Annotated in this window: 15 protein-coding genes; 7 read left to right on the forward strand and 8 right to left on the reverse strand. The window is 71.1% G+C overall.

The window, feature by feature from the left end:
* Positions 1 to 17 precede the first annotated feature (17 nt).
* Positions 18 to 764, reverse strand: a complete 747-nt coding sequence (locus tag QSK18_RS00645; protein ID WP_285616282.1) for a LuxR C-terminal-related transcriptional regulator — start codon at positions 762 to 764, stop codon at positions 18 to 20.
* A complete protein-coding gene (locus tag QSK18_RS00650; RefSeq protein ID WP_285616283.1) occupies positions 761 to 2,389 on the reverse strand; it encodes an ATP-binding protein in 1,629 nt (542 codons plus the stop codon). Before QSK18_RS00650 ends, QSK18_RS00645 begins: the two co-directional genes overlap by 4 nt.
* A 216-nt stretch (positions 2,390 to 2,605) precedes the next feature.
* On the opposite strand from QSK18_RS00650, the gene QSK18_RS00655 reads away from it, so the two are divergent.
* A complete protein-coding gene (locus QSK18_RS00655) occupies positions 2,606 to 4,147 on the forward strand; it encodes a PspC domain-containing protein (protein WP_285616284.1) in 1,542 nt (513 codons plus the stop codon).
* A complete protein-coding gene (locus QSK18_RS00660) occupies positions 4,147 to 5,553 on the forward strand; it encodes a hypothetical protein (RefSeq protein ID WP_285616285.1) in 1,407 nt (468 codons plus the stop codon). Before QSK18_RS00655 ends, QSK18_RS00660 begins: the two co-directional genes overlap by 1 nt.
* 339 nt (positions 5,554 to 5,892) lie before the next feature.
* Here QSK18_RS00660 and QSK18_RS00665 read toward each other — a convergent pair whose 3' ends face one another.
* From QSK18_RS00665 to QSK18_RS00675, 3 genes are all read right to left on the reverse strand, one after another.
* Entirely contained in the window at positions 5,893 to 7,008 is a 1,116-nt protein-coding gene (locus tag QSK18_RS00665) for a glycerophosphodiester phosphodiesterase (RefSeq protein ID WP_232811338.1), read from the reverse strand.
* A 164-nt stretch (positions 7,009 to 7,172) separates the two neighbouring features.
* Positions 7,173 to 9,290, reverse strand: a complete 2,118-nt coding sequence (locus QSK18_RS00670; protein WP_285616286.1) for an Eco57I restriction-modification methylase domain-containing protein — start codon at positions 9,288 to 9,290, stop codon at positions 7,173 to 7,175.
* Positions 9,291 to 9,402: 112 nt separating this feature from the next.
* On the reverse strand, positions 9,403 to 10,614 hold the full coding sequence (locus tag QSK18_RS00675) for an NUDIX domain-containing protein (RefSeq protein ID WP_285616287.1): 1,212 nt from the start codon (positions 10,612 to 10,614) through the stop codon (positions 9,403 to 9,405).
* A gap of 137 nt (positions 10,615 to 10,751) precedes the next feature.
* Here QSK18_RS00675 and QSK18_RS00680 point away from each other — a divergent pair, with 137 nt between their 5' ends.
* The 3 genes from QSK18_RS00680 to QSK18_RS00690 all read left to right on the forward strand — a co-directional run bounded on the left by QSK18_RS00680 (position 10,752) and on the right by QSK18_RS00690 (position 13,080).
* Positions 10,752 to 11,306, forward strand: coding sequence for an NUDIX hydrolase (locus QSK18_RS00680; protein WP_232811335.1), 555 nt, complete (start codon positions 10,752 to 10,754; stop codon positions 11,304 to 11,306).
* Positions 11,307 to 11,319: 13 nt separating this feature from the next.
* Positions 11,320 to 12,117, forward strand: a complete 798-nt coding sequence (locus QSK18_RS00685; protein ID WP_285616288.1) for a nucleotidyltransferase family protein — start codon at positions 11,320 to 11,322, stop codon at positions 12,115 to 12,117.
* Between the two features lie 99 nt (positions 12,118 to 12,216).
* Positions 12,217 to 13,080: an NAD-dependent epimerase/dehydratase family protein gene (locus QSK18_RS00690; protein WP_232811333.1), complete on the forward strand. Its 864-nt coding sequence runs from the start codon at positions 12,217 to 12,219 to the stop codon at positions 13,078 to 13,080.
* A 135-nt stretch (positions 13,081 to 13,215) separates the two neighbouring features.
* Here QSK18_RS00690 and guaA read toward each other — a convergent pair whose 3' ends face one another.
* The 3 genes from guaA to QSK18_RS00705 are packed head-to-tail and all read right to left on the reverse strand — an operon-like array spanning position 13,216 to position 16,046.
* Positions 13,216 to 14,808 carry a glutamine-hydrolyzing GMP synthase gene (guaA, locus tag QSK18_RS00695; RefSeq protein WP_232811332.1) on the reverse strand — a complete coding sequence of 531 codons (1,593 nt, stop codon included), beginning with the start codon at positions 14,806 to 14,808 and terminating at the stop codon, positions 13,216 to 13,218.
* Between the two features lie 21 nt (positions 14,809 to 14,829).
* Positions 14,830 to 15,240: a DUF3817 domain-containing protein gene (locus QSK18_RS00700; RefSeq protein WP_232811331.1), complete on the reverse strand. Its 411-nt coding sequence runs from the start codon at positions 15,238 to 15,240 to the stop codon at positions 14,830 to 14,832.
* The gene (locus tag QSK18_RS00705; protein ID WP_232811330.1) at positions 15,210 to 16,046 is read right to left on the reverse strand and encodes an SURF1 family protein; all 837 of its coding nucleotides are present in this window, start codon (positions 16,044 to 16,046) and stop codon (positions 15,210 to 15,212) included. The genes QSK18_RS00700 and QSK18_RS00705 overlap by 31 nt, the downstream gene beginning before the upstream one ends.
* 81 nt (positions 16,047 to 16,127) lie before the next feature.
* Here QSK18_RS00705 and QSK18_RS00710 point away from each other — a divergent pair, with 81 nt between their 5' ends.
* Entirely contained in the window at positions 16,128 to 17,879 is a 1,752-nt protein-coding gene (locus QSK18_RS00710; RefSeq protein ID WP_232811329.1) for an ABC transporter ATP-binding protein, read from the forward strand.
* Entirely contained in the window at positions 17,876 to 19,678 is a 1,803-nt protein-coding gene (locus tag QSK18_RS00715) for an ABC transporter ATP-binding protein (protein ID WP_232811328.1), read from the forward strand. Before QSK18_RS00710 ends, QSK18_RS00715 begins: the two co-directional genes overlap by 4 nt.
* The last annotated feature ends 61 nt before the right edge of the window (positions 19,679 to 19,739 follow it).

A 19,739-nucleotide genomic window follows, 5' to 3' on the forward strand; every position in this document is an offset into this window, starting at 1 on the left:
CGCGAACCTGGCCGAGGTCAGAGCAGTCGTCGGTCCGCCGCCCACCGGGTCAGCTCGTGCCGACTGGAGAGCTGGAGCTTGCGCAGCACCGCCGAGACGTGGGTCTCCACCGTCTTCACCGAGATGAACAGCTCCTTGGCCACCTCCTTGTAGGCGTAGCCCCGGGCGATCAGCCGCATCACTTCCCGCTCGCGCGCCGACAGCCGGTCCAGCTCGTCGTCGACCGCCGCCACCTCACCGGCCCCGGTGCCGAACGCGTCGAGCACGAAACCGGCCAGCCGGGGCGAGAACACCGCATCGCCCGAGGCCACCGTGAGCACTGCGGCGATCAGCTCGGAGCCGGTGATCGACTTGGTCACGTAACCCCGCGCCCCGGCCCGGATCACCGCGATCACGTCCTCGGCGGCGTCGGACACGCTGAGCGCCAGGAACCGGGTGACCGGCTCGTTGTTCTCGGCCGGCTGGCCGGAGCTGACCAGGCTGCCGTTGCCGATCAGCGAGGCCGAGCGGGAGAGCACCTCGCGCCCGCCCGGGCGCATCGTGCCGCCCGGCAGGTGCACGTCGAGCAGCACCACGTCCGGCCGGTGCCGGGCGACCACGGCGATCGCTTCCTCCACGTCGCCGGCCTCGCCGACGATGTCGAGCCGGCCGTCGGTGACCGCCGGGGCGAGCTCGGCCCGCACCCCGCTGCGGAACACCCGGTGGTCGTCGACGATCACCACCCGCACGGGCAGTTTCACGGCGGGGGCTGCTTCCTGACTCACTTTTCCTCCTCGGGAGAACCGTTGTCCGGCAGGAGCAGCCGGACCTCGGTGCCCTCACCCTCTTCGCTGCGGATCCGCGCCGATCCGCCGTGCCGTTCCATCCTGCCGATGATCGACTCGCGTACGCCCAGTCTGTCCTCCGGGACCGCGGCCAGGTCGAACCCGGGCCCCCGGTCGCGGACAAAGGCCTCGATCCCGTCCGGCATGCACTCCACATACACCCGCACCGATTCGCCACCGGCGTGCCGGGCCGCGTTCGCCACCGCCTCGCGCAGCGCCGACAGCAACGCGATGGCCCGCTCGTCGACCGGCCGGTCGCCCACCGTGACCACCTCGACCACGGCACTGTGCACGTCTTCCGCCTCGGCCGCGAGTGCCTGCACCCGGGCCGCGATCATCGTCGGGTCGTTGTCCGCGCCGCCGTACAGCCAGCCGCGCAGGTCTCTCTCCTGTGCGCGGGCCAGCCGGGCCACCTCGGTGGCGTCCGCGCTGCGGCGCTGGATCAGGGCGAGCGTCTGCAGTACCGAGTCGTGCAGATGGGCGGCGATGTCGGCCCGCTCAGCCTCCCGCACCCGGCCGGAACGTTCGGAATCCAATGCCCGCCAGAACCGCACGCCCCAGGGGGCGAACACCACCGCCACCCCGACCAGCACCGCGAAGGTGGCCAGCAGAGTCTGGCCAAGAATCAGCGGATCGGTGTTCTGCAGGACCATCAGCACGATGCCGAGCACCACCAGCACCACGCCCAGCAACAGCCGCAGAGTGGCGGCGCGGGTGGTGAAGCCGGTGGGCGAGAACCAGCGCGAACGGTCGGCCTCGTCGAACTGGGCGTAGGCGATCACCGCGCCGGAGGCCACGATCAGCATGGGCAGGACCAGCCCGGCCTGTACCTCCCAGCCGCTCCAGGAGGCGATCAGCACGCCCGTCGCAGCAAGTAGGCAGAGCCCGGCAAAAAGGTCCGCCCGTAGCCGGGTTCGCCGGGTGGAACGTTCTTCCTGCTCCACCTGCTCCACCGCGGCAGCAACGGCCGCGGCCCGGGCGGCCTGCGCAGCATCGGTGGCGGCACCGGCCGGGTCTTCAGTCTCAATTGAGGACGTCGGTGGCTGGGGCTCTTCCGAGCCCCCCTCGTCTTCGGTTTGCCCCTGCGGGCTTTCTTGCTTTACGGACGTTTGTGGGCCCGTCAGCGTTTCCGGCTGGGTAGGAGCCGGTTCGGTGAGCGGAGGAACAGGGAAAGGTCTGCCGCCGATCTGCGCGCCCAGGATCGGGCCGCCCGCGTAGGGCGTGCGGTTGGACTGCCGCATCGCCTGCTCGACCGCCGCAGCGGCCGAGGACTCATCCGGCACCAGGGCCCAGAGCCAGGCATAGAGAACCGCCCCCGGGCCACCCATGAGCGTGGCTACGACGAAGGCGAACCGTACGGCGCGAACCGGCAGCCCCAGGTGGATGGCGACCCCTGCGGCCACGCCGGCCAGCATCCGATCGTCCTGCGGGCGGATCAGCGGCGGGCGTTGACCGACGACCGGCCCGACCGCGGCGACGCGGACGGCCGGCGGCCCCGGGACAACGGGCCTTCCAGGTGCTCCTGGGCCCGTGTCCGGGCCGATCAGACCAGGCGGTGTACTCACCGGGCAATCGTCACACGTACGGCGACGGTTTCCCTCAGGGACGAGCCTCGCCTGCTCCCCCAACCACCCCGGTCTCTGGTTCAGGGTGGTCTCGGGGGCACCCCCGATCCCTTTGACGGCCCGGAACGAGCAGCATCTTCGGTAGACATCCGGTCATCCACCACGGCGGGCCGCGAACCATCGAGCACCACGAGCAATGACCAAGGGGGCCATCTCATGTCCGGAACGCAGGAGCCGGGCGGTGCGGTCTGGGGATCGCCCGACCCGTCGCCCAACCAGAGGCAGCCCGCCGGCCCGCCTCCGTTCAGCACCGGCGCCCCCGGCCCGGGTCAGTCCGGCGGGCCGGGAAGCTGGAGTCCGCCGCCCGAGCCGGGCGCGCCGAACCGCCGTCCGGGAGACGACTTCTTCGGCCGCATTCGGGAGTACGGCGCTGCTCGGCCCGCCGAGGGCCGCTGGGTCGCCGGCGTGGCCAGTGGCCTGTCTCATCGCCTGAACATCGACCAGACGCTGATCCGCGGTGGCTTCGTGGCCCTGTCGATCGTGGGTGGCATGGGCGTGGCGCTGTACGGCATCTGCTGGATGCTCATGCCGCAGCAGCAGGACGGCCGGATCCACCTGCAGGAGGCCGTACGTGGCCACTTCAGCGCCGGTTTCTTCGCCTCGGTCCTGCTCTCCCTGGCCCTGATCGGCGGGGGCGGCGGCAGCTGGTTCGGTAACGGCGGGGTCTGGGGCTTCCCCGGCACGCTGGTCCTGGCCGCGCTGATCATCGGCGGGCTCTGGTGGATGGCCAAGAAGCTGCCGCAGCCGCCCGAAGGCCAGTCCAACCCGGGCCTGCACGGAATGCACCACGGCGGGGGCCCGGCGAGTCACGGCGCGCCGCACTGGACGCACGAGGGCAGCCGCCGGATGGCCGAGGACGCCGCCCGCTGGGGCCGGGAGACCGGCGAAGCGGTGCACACCTGGGCCAAGGACTTCAGCAACCGGCAGCCGACCGCCCACGAGGAAGCGGCGTGGGCCCGCGTCGAGGCGCACCAGCGGGCCCGGGCCCGCACGGCGCCCTCGCGCCGGGTGCGACAGCTCAGCCTGGGTGGCGCCCTGGTCGCGTCCGCCGCGGTACTGACCGCCGAGGCCGCGGGTGACCTGCCCGGGTGGGCCGGGCTGACCGCTCTGGCCGCCGCGATCGTCGTGCTGGCCTGCGGTGTGGTGGCGAACGGACTGATGGGGCGCCGCAGCCCCGGCCTGGCCGGCCTGGGCATCCTGCTCTCGCTGTTCCTGGCGGTCGGCGCGGCCGCCCAGCACGCCGGGGTCAAGACCAACCAGCACCTCTCCGTGGCCGGCGAGACCAACTGGGCGCCGCAGACCCGGGACGCCGCCGAGACCCAGTACACCCTGGGCTTCGGTGAGGCCCGGCTGAACCTGACCTCGGCGAGCATGCTGAGCGGGGCCACCGCGACCGACCCGCTCGAGGTCGACGCCAACCTCGGTGTGGGACACATGATCCTGACCATCCCGGCCTCGGTGCCGGTAGAGGTGGACGTGCAGATGGGCGCCGGCGAGGTGGTCGAGCCGGACGGAAGTTCCTACGACGTGGGCAACAACCAGGACCGGCAAAGCCGCGTACTGACCTACGGTTCCGGCGACCCGGTGCTGAAGATCGACGTGCAGCAGGGGGCCGGGCAGCTGGAGATCGTGCAGGAGGGGGCGAGCGACCTGACCTCGCAGCTCCCCGACGTGAGCGACCTGGACGGAGACAACTGATGTCCGGCAACGAGTTCCAGACCACGGGCAACGCAGGCCCGGACAGCAAGGACGCGATCGGGGACAGCCCGGAGGACAGCCCGAGCGACAGCTCCGGGCGCAGTTCGGGAAACAGCTTCGGGGACAGCTCCGTGGGCAGCGCTGGGTACAACTCTGGGGACAGCTCCGGCTCCGGCTCCGGGGACACTGCGCAGCTTCCGACGCCGCAGCATCAGCCGACCCGCGAGTTCGAGGCCGTGCCGCTGGACCAGACCCGCTCCTTCGAGACCCCCGCCGCGCCCCCCTCCGCCACAACGCCCAACTCCCCCGCAGCACCCAACTCACCCGCTACGCCCAACTCACCCGCTACGCCCAACTCACCCGCTGCGCCCGCAGCAGCCAATGCACCCGCAGCGCTCAATGCGCCCGCTGCGCCCGGTGCCCCGGCAGCACCCGAAAACCCCTCCACCTCGGCCACCCCGGCCGATCCGGCGCCCTACGCCAACCTGGCTGACACGGTCGACTCAGCTGGCCTGGCCAACCCAATCAACCCGGCTGACCCTGCTGACCCGGCTGACCCGGCTGACCCGGCCGATCCTGCCGACCCGGCCGACCCGGCCGACCCGGCCGACCCGGCCGACCCCGCCGACCCCGCCGACCCGACTGGCCCAGCCAATCCCACCGACTCGGCTAATCCGGCTACACCCACTGATCCGGCCAATTCAGCCAGCCCTGCGAGCTCTGGCAGCCCGACGAACTCGGCCAACCCCGCCAGCCCGATCAACTCCGCCGAACCGACCGGCCCCGCCAATCCCGCAGACCCGGCTAATCCGGCTACACCCACTGATCCGGCCAATCCAGCCAACCCTGCGAACTCCGACAGCCCGATGAACTCGGCCAGCCCGATCAACCCCACCGATCCGGCCGACCCCACTTACCTGACCGACCCGGCTGACCCGACGGGCTCGGCCGACAACCCCAACCCCAACCCGCTCGACCTGCCGGAGGCACCCAAGGCCGCAGACTCGTCCTCTGTCGAGCACGAGGCCGCCGCCTTCATCGCCGCCGAGCCGATCGCCCCCTACCGCCCGGAGAACGAGTCGACCTCGGGGAAGCCCGGTTTCGTCGGCTACATCACCGGCAAGCGTGGCCCGGAAATGCCTCCCACCAGCCAGCCCGCACCGCACTTCACCCCAGCCGGCAGCCAGCCCGGAGCTCCCGTGACCCATCCGCCGCTGGGGCACCCGGGCGTGCGGTTCAGCACCGTGCTCGTGGGCCTGATCCTTCTGGTGGTCGGCCTTTCCGCACTGACCAGCCAGTTCAGCGAGACCCAGATCAACCCCGGAGCAATGGCCCTGGCCGTGATGCTCGGGGCCGGCATCGCCCTCATGGCGGCGGCGATCCGGCGCTCCCAGAAGAGCGACTGACCCCGGCCGAGCAGATGCGCCCTCGCCCCCGTGAACGGGGCGAGGGCGCATCCGGTTTGGTCCAGGTTCTCTCGAGCGCCTTCAGCCCGGGCCGTCACCAGAAACCTTCACGACAAAGGGCCAGCCCCGTTCGTCGTCGTGTACACCCGGTACCAGGTGTACTTGATGTACACATCGCCGCATGGAGGCTACGGTCGCTGACCAGCCCGGCGACGGGCCAGTAGTCCAGTTACACCGGACCGCTCATGCCCCCGGCCCTGCGCCGCAAAGCCGCCGGGCCGCCGGGCCGCCGGGCCGCCGGGCCGCCGGGCCGCCGGGATCGAGCGGTGACAGGTTCAGCTAGGCGGCAGCCCGCTCCGACCGGGCGAACACCCCGATGTCGGGCTGATCGGTGAACAAACCGTCGATTCCCGTCGCCAGATAAGCGATCTGCTCATCGATCGCCCGCCCGTAGTCGGCCTCGCCCGCGCCCACCCGATAGTCGCTGGGCAGGAAGCTGTTCTCGGCCCGGAAGGTGTACGGATGCACGAGAAGTCCTGACCCGTGAGCATTGTCGACCAGCTCGGTCGGCTTCCCCAGGGCACCGGCCGCGGTCCGGCCGATGACCAGGTTCTTGTCCGGCCCGATCCCCTGCGCGTACTTGGCGATCACACCGAGTCCCTTCGGGGTGATCAGGTCGGCGTAGGTGCGCGGATCACCGGCGGCAACCAGGTCGTAGGGTGCCCCGGCCGCACTCAGCAGCTGCACGGCCGGCGCCTTCAGGCCCAGCCGGCGCAACTGCTGCAGGTTGGTGGTCTCGAACGACTGCACGAAGATCGGCGCGTCCGGGTGATTCAGGCCGTGCTTGCGCACCAGGTTCAGCAGGCGCTTCTCCAGCGGCAGTCCGAGTTCCTTGAAGTAGGTGGGGTGCTTGGTCTCGGGGTAGATGCCGATCCGGCGGCCCAGCCGGCGGGAGAGCTCGGCGCGCAACTGGAACACCTCGTCCAGGGTCGGCACCCGAAGCCGCTTGTTGTACAGCGTGTTCTCCTGCCGGACGGCCGGCAGGCGCTCGGCGGCGTAAAGGGTCTTCAGCTCCTTCAGCGTGAAATCCTCGGCCCACCAGCCGGTCACGTCGACGCCGTCGAGCTTCTTGGTCTTCTTGCGGTCGGCGAACTCGGCTCGTTCGGCCACGTCGGTGGTGCCACCGATCTCCGGCTCGTGTCGGCAGACCAGCACCCCGTCCTTGGTGATCACCACGTCGGGCTCGATGAAGTCGGCCCCCATCCGGGCGGCCAGGTCGTAGGCGGCCAGGGTGTGCTCGGGCCGGTAGCCGCTGGCCCCGCGGTGACCGATGACCAGCGTGGCCCCCTTGCGCGAACTGGCCGAGACCGCGAGCGGTCCGGCGAGCGCCGGTTGCGCCACGGCTGCGGTGAACGGGGTGACAGCCAGGCCGGCGATGACCGTGCGACGGTGCATCTTTCCTCCATGGCGCCCCTGGCGACCTTCGCCGTTGCGGCGCCCCCGAGATGCGAGGAAAGCGAGAAAGACCGACGCCCGGCCCCACACGACGTGTCCGCCGGACGACGCCCGGATGAACTACGCAGCAGTTCAGTTACCCGGCGTTCAGTTGTTCGGAGTGTTCACTCAGCCTTCAGCCGGTCGTAGGCCCGCAGCAGCCGTTCGGCGGTCACCCAGCCGCCGTGCCGCATCTCGTCCTGCCGACGTAACGCGGTGAAAGTTCCGATCAGATGGACAAGTTCAATCCGGTCGAAACCGAGCAGCACCGCGTGCGCGGCGTCCAGTTCGGCCCGGGCGAGCGCCACCTCCTCGGCCGACAGCGGCCCCGGAAGCTCGACCCCACTCGTCCTTAATTCAGCAGCAAGGCCGTCCAGCTCGCCCGACCACACCACTGCCCGCGCGAAACGGTTCAGCACCCATTGCGCGATCGTGCCGTCGCTCCAGGGCGATGGCTGGTCGTAGGCCTCCGGGGGCGGCACCGGAACCTGCTCCAGCTTGAAGAAGTTCACGTTCGCGCCTGCGTGCTTCTGCCGGAGCAGATAATCCACCGGAAGCGTGGACAAGGCGGCCAGCAGCAGTGGCAGACGTTCCGCCGAGATCAGGGGCAGCGAATTGCCTACGGCGACGACGGGGAGCGGGGTAGGCAGCAGTGTGCGCGGCGCGACGGTGGTCGAGACGTTGCGATACCCGGCGAGCCAGCCCCGGTCGCACAGGTCTCCGTATCGTTCCCGGACCAGTTCCATCGGCACCCAGTAGCGGGGTGCGGTGGTCGAGCCACCTTTGGGGTCGAGCATTGCGCAGTGCTTCGCTTCCCACAGAGGCACCAGCCCTTTCCCTGGCGCAGAGCGGAAATGCCTGGCATCACGCGTCATGTGCAACGGCGTGACCAAGCGCAACTGCCAAGGATCAGAACTAGGGACGGCGGTGAGCGGGTCCCGCCGTAGCAGCACCGGAGTGCGGCGGTGGGCTTCGGTGACGATGGTTGCGTCGGTCGCCGAGGCGAACAGTGGCGCGGTGGCCGTGTTGGGATTGAGCACACGCAACAGGTGGGCCGGCAGTTGCCAGGAACGCTCGCCCGGAGGCTGGTCCGGCCCCGCCAGCCCCACCGCGACCTCTGCCTGTGTGGGCTCCTTGGCCGCTGCAGGCCCACCGCGCAGCTCGACCACCGCCACGCCGACTCTTCCGCTGACCCCCGCGAAGATCGGCCCCCTGGGCTCGATCAGGTGCAAACGCCCGAGCGAACCGGCGTTGCACAGGGCTTCCAGGAGGCGCGCGGCCGACCGGTCAGAGGCGATGCCGGCGGGAACGAGCAGCGCAGCCCGGCCCTCGGGAGCGAGTAACCGCCAGCAGGTCTCGACGAAGGGCAGGTAGGCGTTGAGCTCCCCGGCACCGGTCAGCGGGTGGCGACCGGCATCGCGCAGTGCCCTCGCCGTACCGGCCCGGTGATCGCGCAGGCCGACCGGGATCGCGCCACCCCAGTCGCGCGCGTGCACCTTCAGCCGTTCCCAGGGCGGGTTGGCCACGATTACGTCGAAACCGCCCCGCCACCCGGTGACCGGCTCCGGCTCTGCCCCCTCCACATCCAGCACCGCGGGGAAGGCCTCGTGCCAAGTCAGCCCGGCCCCCGCCGCCGCCTGGTTGGGCGTGGCGCCGGACAGGCCGTCTCCGGCCACGATCCGGTGCTCCAATTCAGCGGGCTCCGTAGGACGCCCCGCCAGGCTCAGGTCAGCCGCCAAGGCCGAACGGGCCAGCGAAGCGGCGACCGGGTCAGCATCGACACCGTGCAACGCCCAAATCGCTTCCTCCGGGGGCACATCCAGAGAGAGCAGGCGGGCCAAGGCTGCGCGCAGCAGATTCCCTGCACCACAGGCAGGATCGACGACCGTAGGCGTCCGGCCGTCTGCAGGTAGCGCCGGGATCGCCCGCCGGGCAAGCGAATCGGCATAGACAGCAGGCGTACTGAACGCCCCCCGGTGCCGGCGCTCGGCGTTCCCGATGGGCTGCAGGGTGAGTGCCCCACCGCTCTCGGCCGGGACATAGAGCAGCAGCGCGTCGTACCCCCCGGCCAACGCCCCGACGGTGACCATGTCGCCCGCCTGCCAAGCCTTCTCGACCGCCAGCAGAACAGCCTGGTCACGCCAGAGCTGGGGGTCGAGATCACCCGCGATCTCCGCGGCCGCGGCCAGCACCAGCCCGGCCGGGCCGGTCAGCTCCGGCGCAACCCGGACCCGACGGTTCACCACATCCCTCTCGACCGTTTCCGACGGCGTCCCCAGACCAGCCGGACCGCCCGCCGTGTGCCCCGGCGGACACTGCGACTCGTCTTACGCACCACCCGATACCAGCGTCCCATCAGCCGGCTCCGTCCCGATACGCACGCCAGGCCGCCAGTGCCTCGTGCGCCGTGGGCACCGCCCCCATCCGGGTGAGGTCGGCGACCGGGATCCACGCCGCCTCGTCGGTGGAACCGTCCACCTCGATCACCTGCGGTTCCTGGTCCACCGGCACCGAACCGGCGTAGATCAGCCGCACCGCGTGGAAGTCCTCGAGCCGGCCGTGCGGAGCGCGCCCGACGAAGTGCCGGCTGGAGATGTCGATCAGCGGCCCGGCCTGGTACGTCAGCCCCGCCTCTTCGTAGATCTCGCGATGGAGAGCCAGCCGGGGGTGCTCGCCGTGATCGATCCCGCCGCCCGGCAGCGTCCAGGTGCTCGCGCTGCCGGTGAATTTGCTCAGCAGCATCCGCGGACCGCCGGGGGCGTCCTCGTCGACCAGCACCGCGTAAGCCGCAGGGCGCTGCACGAAGACCGGTACTTCCGGATCCCCCACCGCCGGCTCGGCAGGCTCGGGGGGCGGCAGCAACAGAGCCGGATCGATCGGTGGGTCGAGCAGGGTCACATCGCCGCTGAGCGGCTGTTCCTCGTCTTCGCCTTCGCCCTCGCCCAGCAACATGGAACGGAGAAACCCGGACAGCGGCAGCCCGGCCAGTTCGCCCTCGGCCATGAACCGGCCGACGAACTGGGCCACCGGCCGGTCCGGACCGGGCGGCACCACCACGGCGACCGCGGCGGGCAACTCGCCCAGCGACTCCGGGGCCGGGGTGACCACCGGGTCTTCCCCCGGCAGCCGGTCGATCCGGTCGAGTTCCAGCTGATGGGCGAGCACTTCCTCCTCGCTCAGCGCCGCCGGCCGCCCCGGACCCCCGATCCCGGCGGGCCGGCCCGGCAGGGTGACGTCGAACAGCAGCCGCAGCGTGTGCACGCTCACCCCCTGCTCCGGCAGCTCCACCACATCGGCCCCGGCGTCCCGCGGCGTGATGCTCGCCGCGCGCAGACCCGTCTGCTCCAGCAGCCCGGCCCGCACCCGATCGCGCGGATGCTCGCCGTGCCGGACCACTCCCCCGGGCAACGACCACCGCCCCTGCGGGCCGTTCCCGCCCGGCACCCGCAAGAGCAGCACACCGCCGGAACCGTCGCTGACCACCCCGTACGCCGCTGTCCGTTGCACCGGGCGGAGCTTGGGGGCGCTGGGCCGGGACTGGGAGGGCTGCGATTCGGCGGACGGCACCCGAAGACGCTACATGCCTACCGCCGGGCATTGTTGGACAGTTGTCCGGCCGACGCGACGCCGGATCGTGACCTCGGTGACGTCACCCGGGCACCACCCGAATCACCGGAAACGGGCATCTGCCCTATCCTGCGGGGATGTCCGGCCGTCAGATAGTGCGCCGCCCGTATGCGATGGCATTGAGCCTCTACCGTCGTCTGCCCCGCTTCCTCCGCCTCTGGATCATCCGGCGGGTCGCCCCGGGCCACACCGTGGGCGCGCTCGCGCTGATCGAGCACGACGGCTCGCTGCTGATGCTGAAACAGCGGCACCGGCGCGGCTGGACGTTCCCCGGCGGCCTGCTCAACCGCGGCGAGAACGCCTCGTCGGCGGTCGTGCGCGAGGTCGAGGAGGAGACCGGCCTGCGGGTCGAGGTCGGCCTGCCGTTCTCCACCGTGGTCGAGCCGGGCTCCCGCCGCGTCGACATCCTGTTCTGGGTGCAGGTCGACGAGCCGTTCGCGGTGCAGGCGTCCGGCGAGGCGCTGGAGGCCGGCTGGGTGCCGGTCGGCGACCTGATGGATCCGCAGACCACCGACGAGCCCACCCGCACCGCCGTGGCCGAGTTCGTGCGCTTCAACGGCACCTCCGGGGTAGGCGCGGCCAACACAGGCATCGACACCGCCCCGCACCAGGGCCGCCGGCTCGGCGCCTGAGAGAACCAGACGCATGGCTGAGCAGCTGGCCGGGATCGTTCTCGCGGCGGGGGAGGGCCGGCGCCTACGTCCGCTCACCGAGCTGCGCCCCAAACCGCTGTGCCCGGTAGGAAATGTCCCCCTGGTCGACCATGCCCTCAACCGTCTGCGTCCGCTCACCGGGGAGGGGCCGGCCAACCTGGCGGTCAACGCCTTCCACCACGCTGAGCAGATTCGCGAGCACTGCGAGGGCCGGGCCACCGTGGCGGTCGAGCCGGGCGCCGAGGCCCTGGGCACGGCCGGTGGCGTGGCCAACCTCCTGCCCTGGCTGAACGGGCGGCACGCCCTGGTGACCAACGCCGACCAGTACCTCCCCGGGGGCCTCAGAGGCTTCGTGGAGGGCTGGGACGGCGAGCGCTGCCGTCTGCTCTGCCTGCCGGACGAGACGAAGCGTGACTTCACCACCTCCGAGGGGCGCCCGGTCCGCTACGTGGGGGCCTGCCTGCTGCCCTGGCACCTGATCAAGCACCTCAAGCCCGAGCCGACCGGGCTGTACGAGGTGCTCTGGCGGCAACAGTTGGCCGACGGTCTGCTCGACCTCTGGGTGCTTCCGGAGGATGACGTTGCGATCGACTGCGGTACTCCGGCCGACTACCTGCAGGCCAACCTGCATGCCTCTAAGGGCGAGAACGTGGTCGGTGCGGGCGCCGAGGTGATCGGCGAGATCACCGCCTCGGTGGTGTGGGACGGGGCCTTCGTGGGCCCCGAGGAGAAGCTGAAACATCAGGTCCGGGCCGGATCCCGGGAACGGAGGGTCACCGTTGCGGGCTGAACTACCTGGACTTCCCCACGGCGGCGGTCACTCTCCAGCACCGGCCGGACACGCGATCGGGGGATGCCAACCGCGGCAGGCCCGGCTACTGTCCCAACCGTGACCACCCTTGCGGCCTCCTCGCAGTCACCGGTGCTGATCACCGGGGCCGCGGGCACCATCGGCCGGATGGTGCGCCCGCGCCTGGCCGCCATGGGCTGGGAACTGCACTCGCTCGACCGGGACCCGGACGGCGACCCCGACATCAGCTCGATCGACGTGCTCGACGCCGATGCGCTCGACGCCGCCACGGTGGGCTGCGGCGCGGTGATCCACCTGGCCGGCATCCCGCACGAGGCTCCCCTGGCGCAGATTCTCGAGGCCAACGTCCAGGGCACCCAGGCGGTGCTCGACGCGGCGCTGCGCCGGGGCATCCGGCGCGTGGTGCTGGCCAGCAGCTGCCACGCAGTCGGCTTCTGGGAGCGCACAGCCGGCGGCAGCGACCTGGGCGTAGACGTTCGGCCCCGCCCGGACACGTTCTACGGCGTGGCCAAGGTGGCCCTGGAGGCGCTCGGTCAGCTGTACAGCGACCGGTTCGGCCTGGAGGTCGTCTCGCTGCGCATCGGCGCCTGTAAGGACGCGCCGGTCAACCGTCGTGAGCTGTCCACCTGGCTGAGCCCCGGGGACGCGGCCCGGCTGATGGACGCCAGTCTGCGCGGCAAGGTACGCGGCCACGTGATCGCGTACGGCATCTCGGCCAACACCCGGGCGTGGTGGGACCTGGGGTCGGCCCGGGCGCTGGGGTACATGCCCCAGGACGACGCCGAGGCCTTCGCCGACAGCATCCCGCCGGAGACCAGCCGCCGCTCGCGTACCGGCCAGCAGCCCCCGCCCGCCCCCGAACGGGTCGGCGGCCCGATGACCTCGATGCCGCTCGGTGGCATCACCCGCTCGTTCCTGCCCACGCCGAGCGGCGAGTTCTGACGGCTGGCCAGCCACCAACGGACGGGTGACGCGGGCTGGGAGGCCCACACTCGTCCTCAGTTGTAAAAGCCCTTCAAACAAAGGACGGGTGTCTCGCCTACGTAGGCGAGACACCCGTCCTTTGTTGTTGGGCTTCTACTCCCACTCGATGGTGCCCGGGGGCTTGCTCGTCACGTCGAGCACCACCCGGTTCACCTCGGCCACCTCGTTGGTGATCCGCGTGGAGATCTTGGCCAGCAGCTCGTAGGGCACGCGCGTCCAGTCGGCCGTCATCGCGTCTTCCGAGGAGACCGGGCGCAGCACGATCGGGTGACCGTAGGTACGGCCGTCGCCCTGCACACCCACCGAGCGCACGTCGGCCAGCAGCACCACCGGGCACTGCCAGATCTCGCGGTCGAGCCCGGCCGCGGTGAGCTCGGCCCGCACGATGGCGTCGGCCTGACGCAGCGTGTCCAGCCGCTCCTTGGTGACCTCACCGATGATCCGGATGGCCAGACCCGGGCCCGGGAAGGGCTGGCGCTGCACGATCTCCTCGGGCAGGCCGAGCTGGGCGCCGACCGCGCGGACCTCGTCCTTGAACAGCGTGCGCAGCGGCTCGACCAGCTTGAACTGCAGGTCGTCGGGCAGCCCGCCGACGTTGTGGTGGCTCTTGATGTTGGCCGTGCCGGTGCCGCCGCCGGACTCCACCACGTCGGGGTAGAGCGTGCCCTGGACCAGGAACTCGACGTCGCCGCCGGCCGACTCGTGCGCCTCTTCGACCAGCTCGCGGGCCGCGTCCTCGAAGACCCGGATGAACTCACGGCCGATGATCTTGCGCTTGGTCTCCGGGTCGCTCACCCCGGCCAGTGCGGTGGCGAAGCGGTCGACCGCGTCGACCACCTTGAGCTTCACCCCGGTGGAGGCCACGAAGTCCTGCTCGACCTGCTCGGCCTCACCCGCCCGCAGCAGCCCGTGGTCGACGAAGACACAGGTCAGCTGGTCGCCCACGGCCCGCTGGACGAGCGCGGCGGCGACCGCCGAGTCGACCCCGCCGGACAGCGCGCAGATCACCTTCGCGTCGCCGACCTCGGCCCGGATCCGGGCGACCTGCTCCTCGATGACGTTGCCGGTGGTCCAGTCGCCCGGCAGCTGGGCGCCCTCGTAGAGGAAGTTGGTGAGCACCTTCTGGCCGAAGGTGGAGTGCTTGACCTCGGGGTGCCACTGCACGCCGTAGAAGTTGCGCTCGGTGTCCTCGAAGGCGGCGACCGGGGCGCCGGACGACTCGGCCAGCACACTGAACCCGGGCGGGGCGTTGTGCACCGCGTCGCCGTGGCTCATCCACACCGACTGGTCGGCCGGAGTGCCGTGCAGCAGCGTGCTCTCGTCGGCGGTGACCGCCACCTTGGTGCCGCCGTACTCCCGCAGGCCGGTGTGCGCCACCTCGCCCCCGAGGCTCAGCGCCATCGCCTGGAAGCCGTAGCAGATGCCCAGGACCGGCACCCCGGCCTCGAACAGCGCCGGGTCGATCTGCGGGGCACCCTCTTCGTACACACTGCTCGGGCCGCCGGACAGCACGATCGCGGCCGGGTCCTTGGCCAGGATGTCGGCCACCGGCATGCTCGAGGGCACGATCTCGGAGTAGACGTTGGCCTCGCGCACGCGGCGGGCGATCAGCTGGGCGTACTGCGCGCCGAAGTCGACGACCAGCACGGGGCGGTGGTCCGTATGGTCACTAGGGGGTTGACTCACGCAGTCAAGGGTAGTGCCGATTCAGGCCGAGGCCGATCGGGCCTTCTTCTCCACCACGGCGCCGATCATCGGGCGCACGCGGCCGGTCACCCAGCGCTCGGCCACGAACGACATCACCGGAATGGTCCCGGCCAGGACCACCCCCACGGTGCCCAGGGCGGGCAGGCGGGTGCGCATCCACAGGTCCACCGCCACGATCACGTAGATCAGGTAGAGCCAGCCGTGGATCATCGGAATGGCGTGCCCGGTGCCGGGGATCACCGCGCTCATGCCCTCGTTCGAGAACCACGACTCACCGGTGTCCTGCGCCTGGAAACCCTGCAGCACGATGTGGAGGGTGAGCAGCAGCAGGAAGACACCGGTGACCCAGGCCAGGATCCGGTATCTCAGCAGCGCGTTGCTCAGCGCCTGGGCGCGTTGGCCGGCGGCCATGGTGATTCCTCTTTCTCGGGCAGGTCGGTGACGGGCCCGTCGGCCTCGTCCTCTTCGTCGGGGTTGCGGCGCAGCAGCCCGCGGTGGTCGTCGCGGACCAGGCGGAACCAGAACAGCAGCGCGATCAGGGCGAACGCCCACCACTGGATCGCGTAGGACAGGTTGCCCCAGTCGAGCTTCCCGTCCGAGGCCGGGGGCGGTACCTGGGTCAGGGCGGGGCCGGTGGCCGGGGTCTGCGAGTCCATCACCACGAACCCGGTGATCATCGGCTGCGGCCAGAGCGCGGCGAGCTCGGCCACGGCCACCCGCTCGACCTGCCCCTGTGCCAGGCCCGAGGTCTCGCCCGGCGGCCGGACCACCGGAGGCTCGGTGGGCTGGACCAGACCGGTGATCGTGATGTCGGTGTCGCTGTCGGGCTCGGTGGCCTCAGCGGCGGAGGCGACCCAGCCGCGGACCACCGGGATCGTGGTGCCGTCCTCGGCGATCAGCGGGGTCAGCACCCACAGGCCCGGGCGCCCGTCCAGCTCGCGATCGGCGACCAGCAACTGGTCCGCACCGCTCCAGTGCCCACTGACCGAGACCTTGGCGTTGATCATCTCGCTCTGGAACATCTCGCTCGGCCGGATCACTTCGGCGATCGGGACCGACTGGGTGGACTGTTGCGCCGCCTGCGCCTGTTCCGCCGAATCACCGTGCTCGCGGGCCCGGTCGAGCTGCCATTCGCCGAGCTTGGCCATCACCGAGGCGGCCAGCAGCATCACCACCAGGAGGGCCAGCCAGCGTGGCTTGAGGGCGGTACGCAGCATCCGGCAACGGTAACGCGGGCCGGTGACCATCCCGGAAACTGGGGTGCGGAGGGGCCCCGCGTCTCCGTAGCGTGACTTGACGTGATCACGCTTCCTGATGCGTCACCACCGGAGCCCGACACCTCCTCGGCCGTCGCCTACATCCGCTCGATGGCCCGGGCCCAGCGCCGCACGCTGGCCGGGGCCGTGCTGCTGGGTGTGCTGTGGATGAGCTCGCAGGCCGCGATCCCGCTGGTGGTGGGCAACACGATCGACGCCGGGCTGGTGCGGGACGACCGCGACGCCCTGATCACCGGCTGCCTGCTGCTGGCCGGGCTGAGTGTGGGCGCCTCGCTGACCAGCACGCTGCGGCACCGGTTCGCGGTGTCCAACTGGCTGCTCGCCGCGTTGCGCTCGCAGCATCTGGTCGGGCGGCACGTCGCCGAGCAGGGGCTGACCGTGTCGGCGCGCACCACTACCGGCGAGGTGGTGCAGGCGGTCAGCACCGACGCCACACGTTTCGCCGACCTGATGGACATCGTGGCCCGCGGCGCCGGCTCGGTGGTCTCGTTCCTGGCGGTCACCGTCTACCTGCTGCGGATCGACCTGGTGATCGGGCTGTTCGTGGTGATCGGCCTGCCGTTGCTCGTGGCCGGCTCGATCGTGCTGGTTCGCCCCTTGCAGACCCGGCAGTCGAAGCAGCGCACGGCAGAAGGAGAACTGACCTCCCTGGGCGCGGACACCGTGGCTGGGCTGCGCGTGCTGCGGGGTATCGGCGGCGAGGAGCAGTTCACGACGCGGTACGCGCAGCGCAGTCAGGAAGTGCGGCGCGCGGGCGTGGTGGTCGCCGGGTTGCAGGCCCTGCTCGAGGCCGCGCACGTGTTCCTGCCGGGGATCTTCCTGGCCGGGCTCACCTGGCTGGCGGCGCGGGGGGTGCTGGACGGGCGGCTGAGTGTGGGCGAGCTGATCACGGTGTACGCCGTCACCGCGTTCCTGCGGCTGCCGCTGGAGACGGCCACCCAGGTGCTGTCGATGTGGGTCCGGTCGAAGGTGGCAGCCGGGCGGCTGGTCGGGGTGCTGGTTCAGGGCAATGTGCTTGAGGACGTCCGTGAGCCGGTATCGCTGTCTGCGCACGGGGATCTCGTGGACCCGGAGTCGGGTCTTCGGGTCCGCCCGGGTCTGCTGACGGCGGTGGTCAGTGCCCAGCCGGAGACCGGCCTGGCCATCGCCGACCGGTTCGCCCGGTTGTCCGCGGAGGGTGCCTCACCGGTCTGGGGCTCGGTCCCGCTGAGCCAGGTGCCCGACGACGAGGTGCGGCGACGGATCCTGCTCAGCGAGGCCGAACCCTGGCTGTTCAGCGGCACTCTGCGCGAACAGGTCGATCCCCGCGGCGAGCACTCGGACGCGGAGGTGCTGGCGGCGGTGCGGGTGGGTGATGCCGAGGACGTGGTGGCCGGACTGCCGGGCGGACTTGCGGCAGGGGTCGGTGAACGGGGGCGGGACTTCTCGGGCGGTCAGCGGCAACGGCTGGCCCTGGCCCGAGCGGTGCTGATGGCTGGGCAACCGGAGGTGCAGGTGCTGATCCTGGTGGAGCCGACCTCAGCCGTGGACGCGCACACCGAGGCCCGGATCGCCGAACGGCTGCGGGTTGCCCGGGCCGGAAAGAGCACTCTAGTAGTCACTTCCAGCCCTCTGATGCTGGACCGCTGCGACCGGGTGGTGCTTCTGAACAATGGACGGGTGGTGGCGGAGGGCACGCACCGGCACCTCCTGCGCTCGGAGCCTGGGTATCGGGACGTGGTCGCCCGGGACTCGGACGCACTGGGCGACGAGGCCCTGGAGGCGAGTCGATGAGTGAGACCCTGCCGATCGCCTCACCCGCCCGGGTGCGGGCCGAAACGTTCCGGCTGCTGCGCAGTCATCGCGGCGCCCTGACCTTCTCAGCCGCGGCCCACGCCGCCGCAGCCATCGCCGGGCTGGCCGGCCCCGCCCTGCTCGGCGCCCTGGTCGAGGACTTCACCGACCGCACGGCGACTGCCTCGGCGGTGAACCAGGCCGTGCTGCTGCTCACCGTCGCCACCGTGCTGCAGGCCGGCCTGGCCTGGTACGCCCACCGCAGTTCGCTGGTGCTGGGCGAGCAGGTCTTCGCCGAGATGCGGGAAGGGTTCCTGCGCGAGGTCACCCGGCTGCCGCTGTCGGTGGTCGAGCGGGCGGGCAGCGGAGACCTGATCTCACGCACCACCAACGACGTCGAATCGGTCAGCCACAGCGTGCGTTACGCCGTGCCCAACATCCTGGTCGGGGTGGTGGGCCTGCTCGTCACCGCAACCGCGATCTTGATTACCTCGCCGCTGGTGGCGCTGGGCGCGTTCACTGTGCTGTTCTTCGTCATCCCCTCCACACGCTGGTACCTACGCCGGGCCCGGGACGGCTACCTGGGCGAGATGAGCGCCTACGCGAAGCTCGACGGCACGGTCAGCGAAACCCTCGACGGGGCAAGGTCCGTCGCCGCCCTGCGGTTGGGCAGCCGGCGTAAGCAGTTGATCGAGAAAGACATCGCCGGCATCTACCGGGCCGAGCGCTACACCCTGTGGCTTCGCTCGGTCTGGTACCCGCTCGTCGAAGTGGGTTACGTGCTTCCGGTGGCCGCCGTACTGGCCTGGGGTGGCTGGCTGATCGCCAACGGGCACGCGCAGGTCGGCGAGGTGACCACGGTGGCGTTGTACGTGTCGCAGCTGGTCGGCCCGGTCGACCTGATCCTCGAGTTCATGGACGAGTTGCAGGTCGGCGGCGCCTCACTGGCCCGGATCATCGGTGTAGGCCAGGTCCCGGACGACCGAGTGGCCCGCGCCGACGCGGACCAGCTCCCACCCGGCCCGCAGTCGATCTCGGCCGACCACGTGCGCTACGCCTACCGGGACGACCTGGACGTACTGCACGAGGTCTCACTGGCTCTGCGCCCCGGCGAGCGCCTAGCCGTGGTCGGCCCCAGCGGCGCCGGAAAGTCCACCCTGGGCCGACTTCTGGCCGGCATCCATCCGCCCCGAACCGGCTCGGTCCGCGTCTCGTCCGGCCCCAGCGGCAGCGGCGGCCCGGCCCTGGACCTGGTCGACCTCCCCCTGCCCCAGCTACGCCGACAGGTCGCACTGGTCACCCAGGAGCAGCACGTCTTCGTCGGCACTCTGGCGGAGAACCTGCGACTGGCCCGGCCGGAGTCGTCGGACCGCGAACTGCTGGGAGCCCTCGCCGCAGTGGACGCCTCGGGCTGGGTCGCGCAGCTACCGGAAGGCCTGGCCACGTTGGTCGGTTCGGGCGGCCACACCCTCACCCCCAGCCAGGCCCAGCAGGTTGCCCTGGCCCGCCTGACCCTGTCCGACCCGCACACCCTGGTACTGGACGAGGCGACCTCGCTGCTGGACCCGCGAGCGGCCCGGCATCTGGAGCGCTCGCTGTCGGCGGTACTGACCGGTCGGACCGTGGTGGCGGTGGCGCACCGCCTGCACACCGCCCACGATGCCGACCGGGTGGCCGTGGTGGAGAACGGCCGGATCAGCGAACTCGGCACCCACCACGAACTGCTGCAGCAGAACGGTTCCTACGCGGCACTCTGGCGCTCGTGGCAGGACCAGGACCCGGAAGACCCGACTTCGTAATCATCGGCCCGGGCAGGGTCGGGACCAGGACCGGCGCCAGGGCAGGGCCTGGTCGGCGAGG

It is taken from the genome of Kineosporia sp. NBRC 101677 (assembly GCF_030269265.1).
GTDB classification, from domain to species: Bacteria; Actinomycetota; Actinomycetes; order Actinomycetales; family Kineosporiaceae; genus Kineosporia; species Kineosporia rhizophila.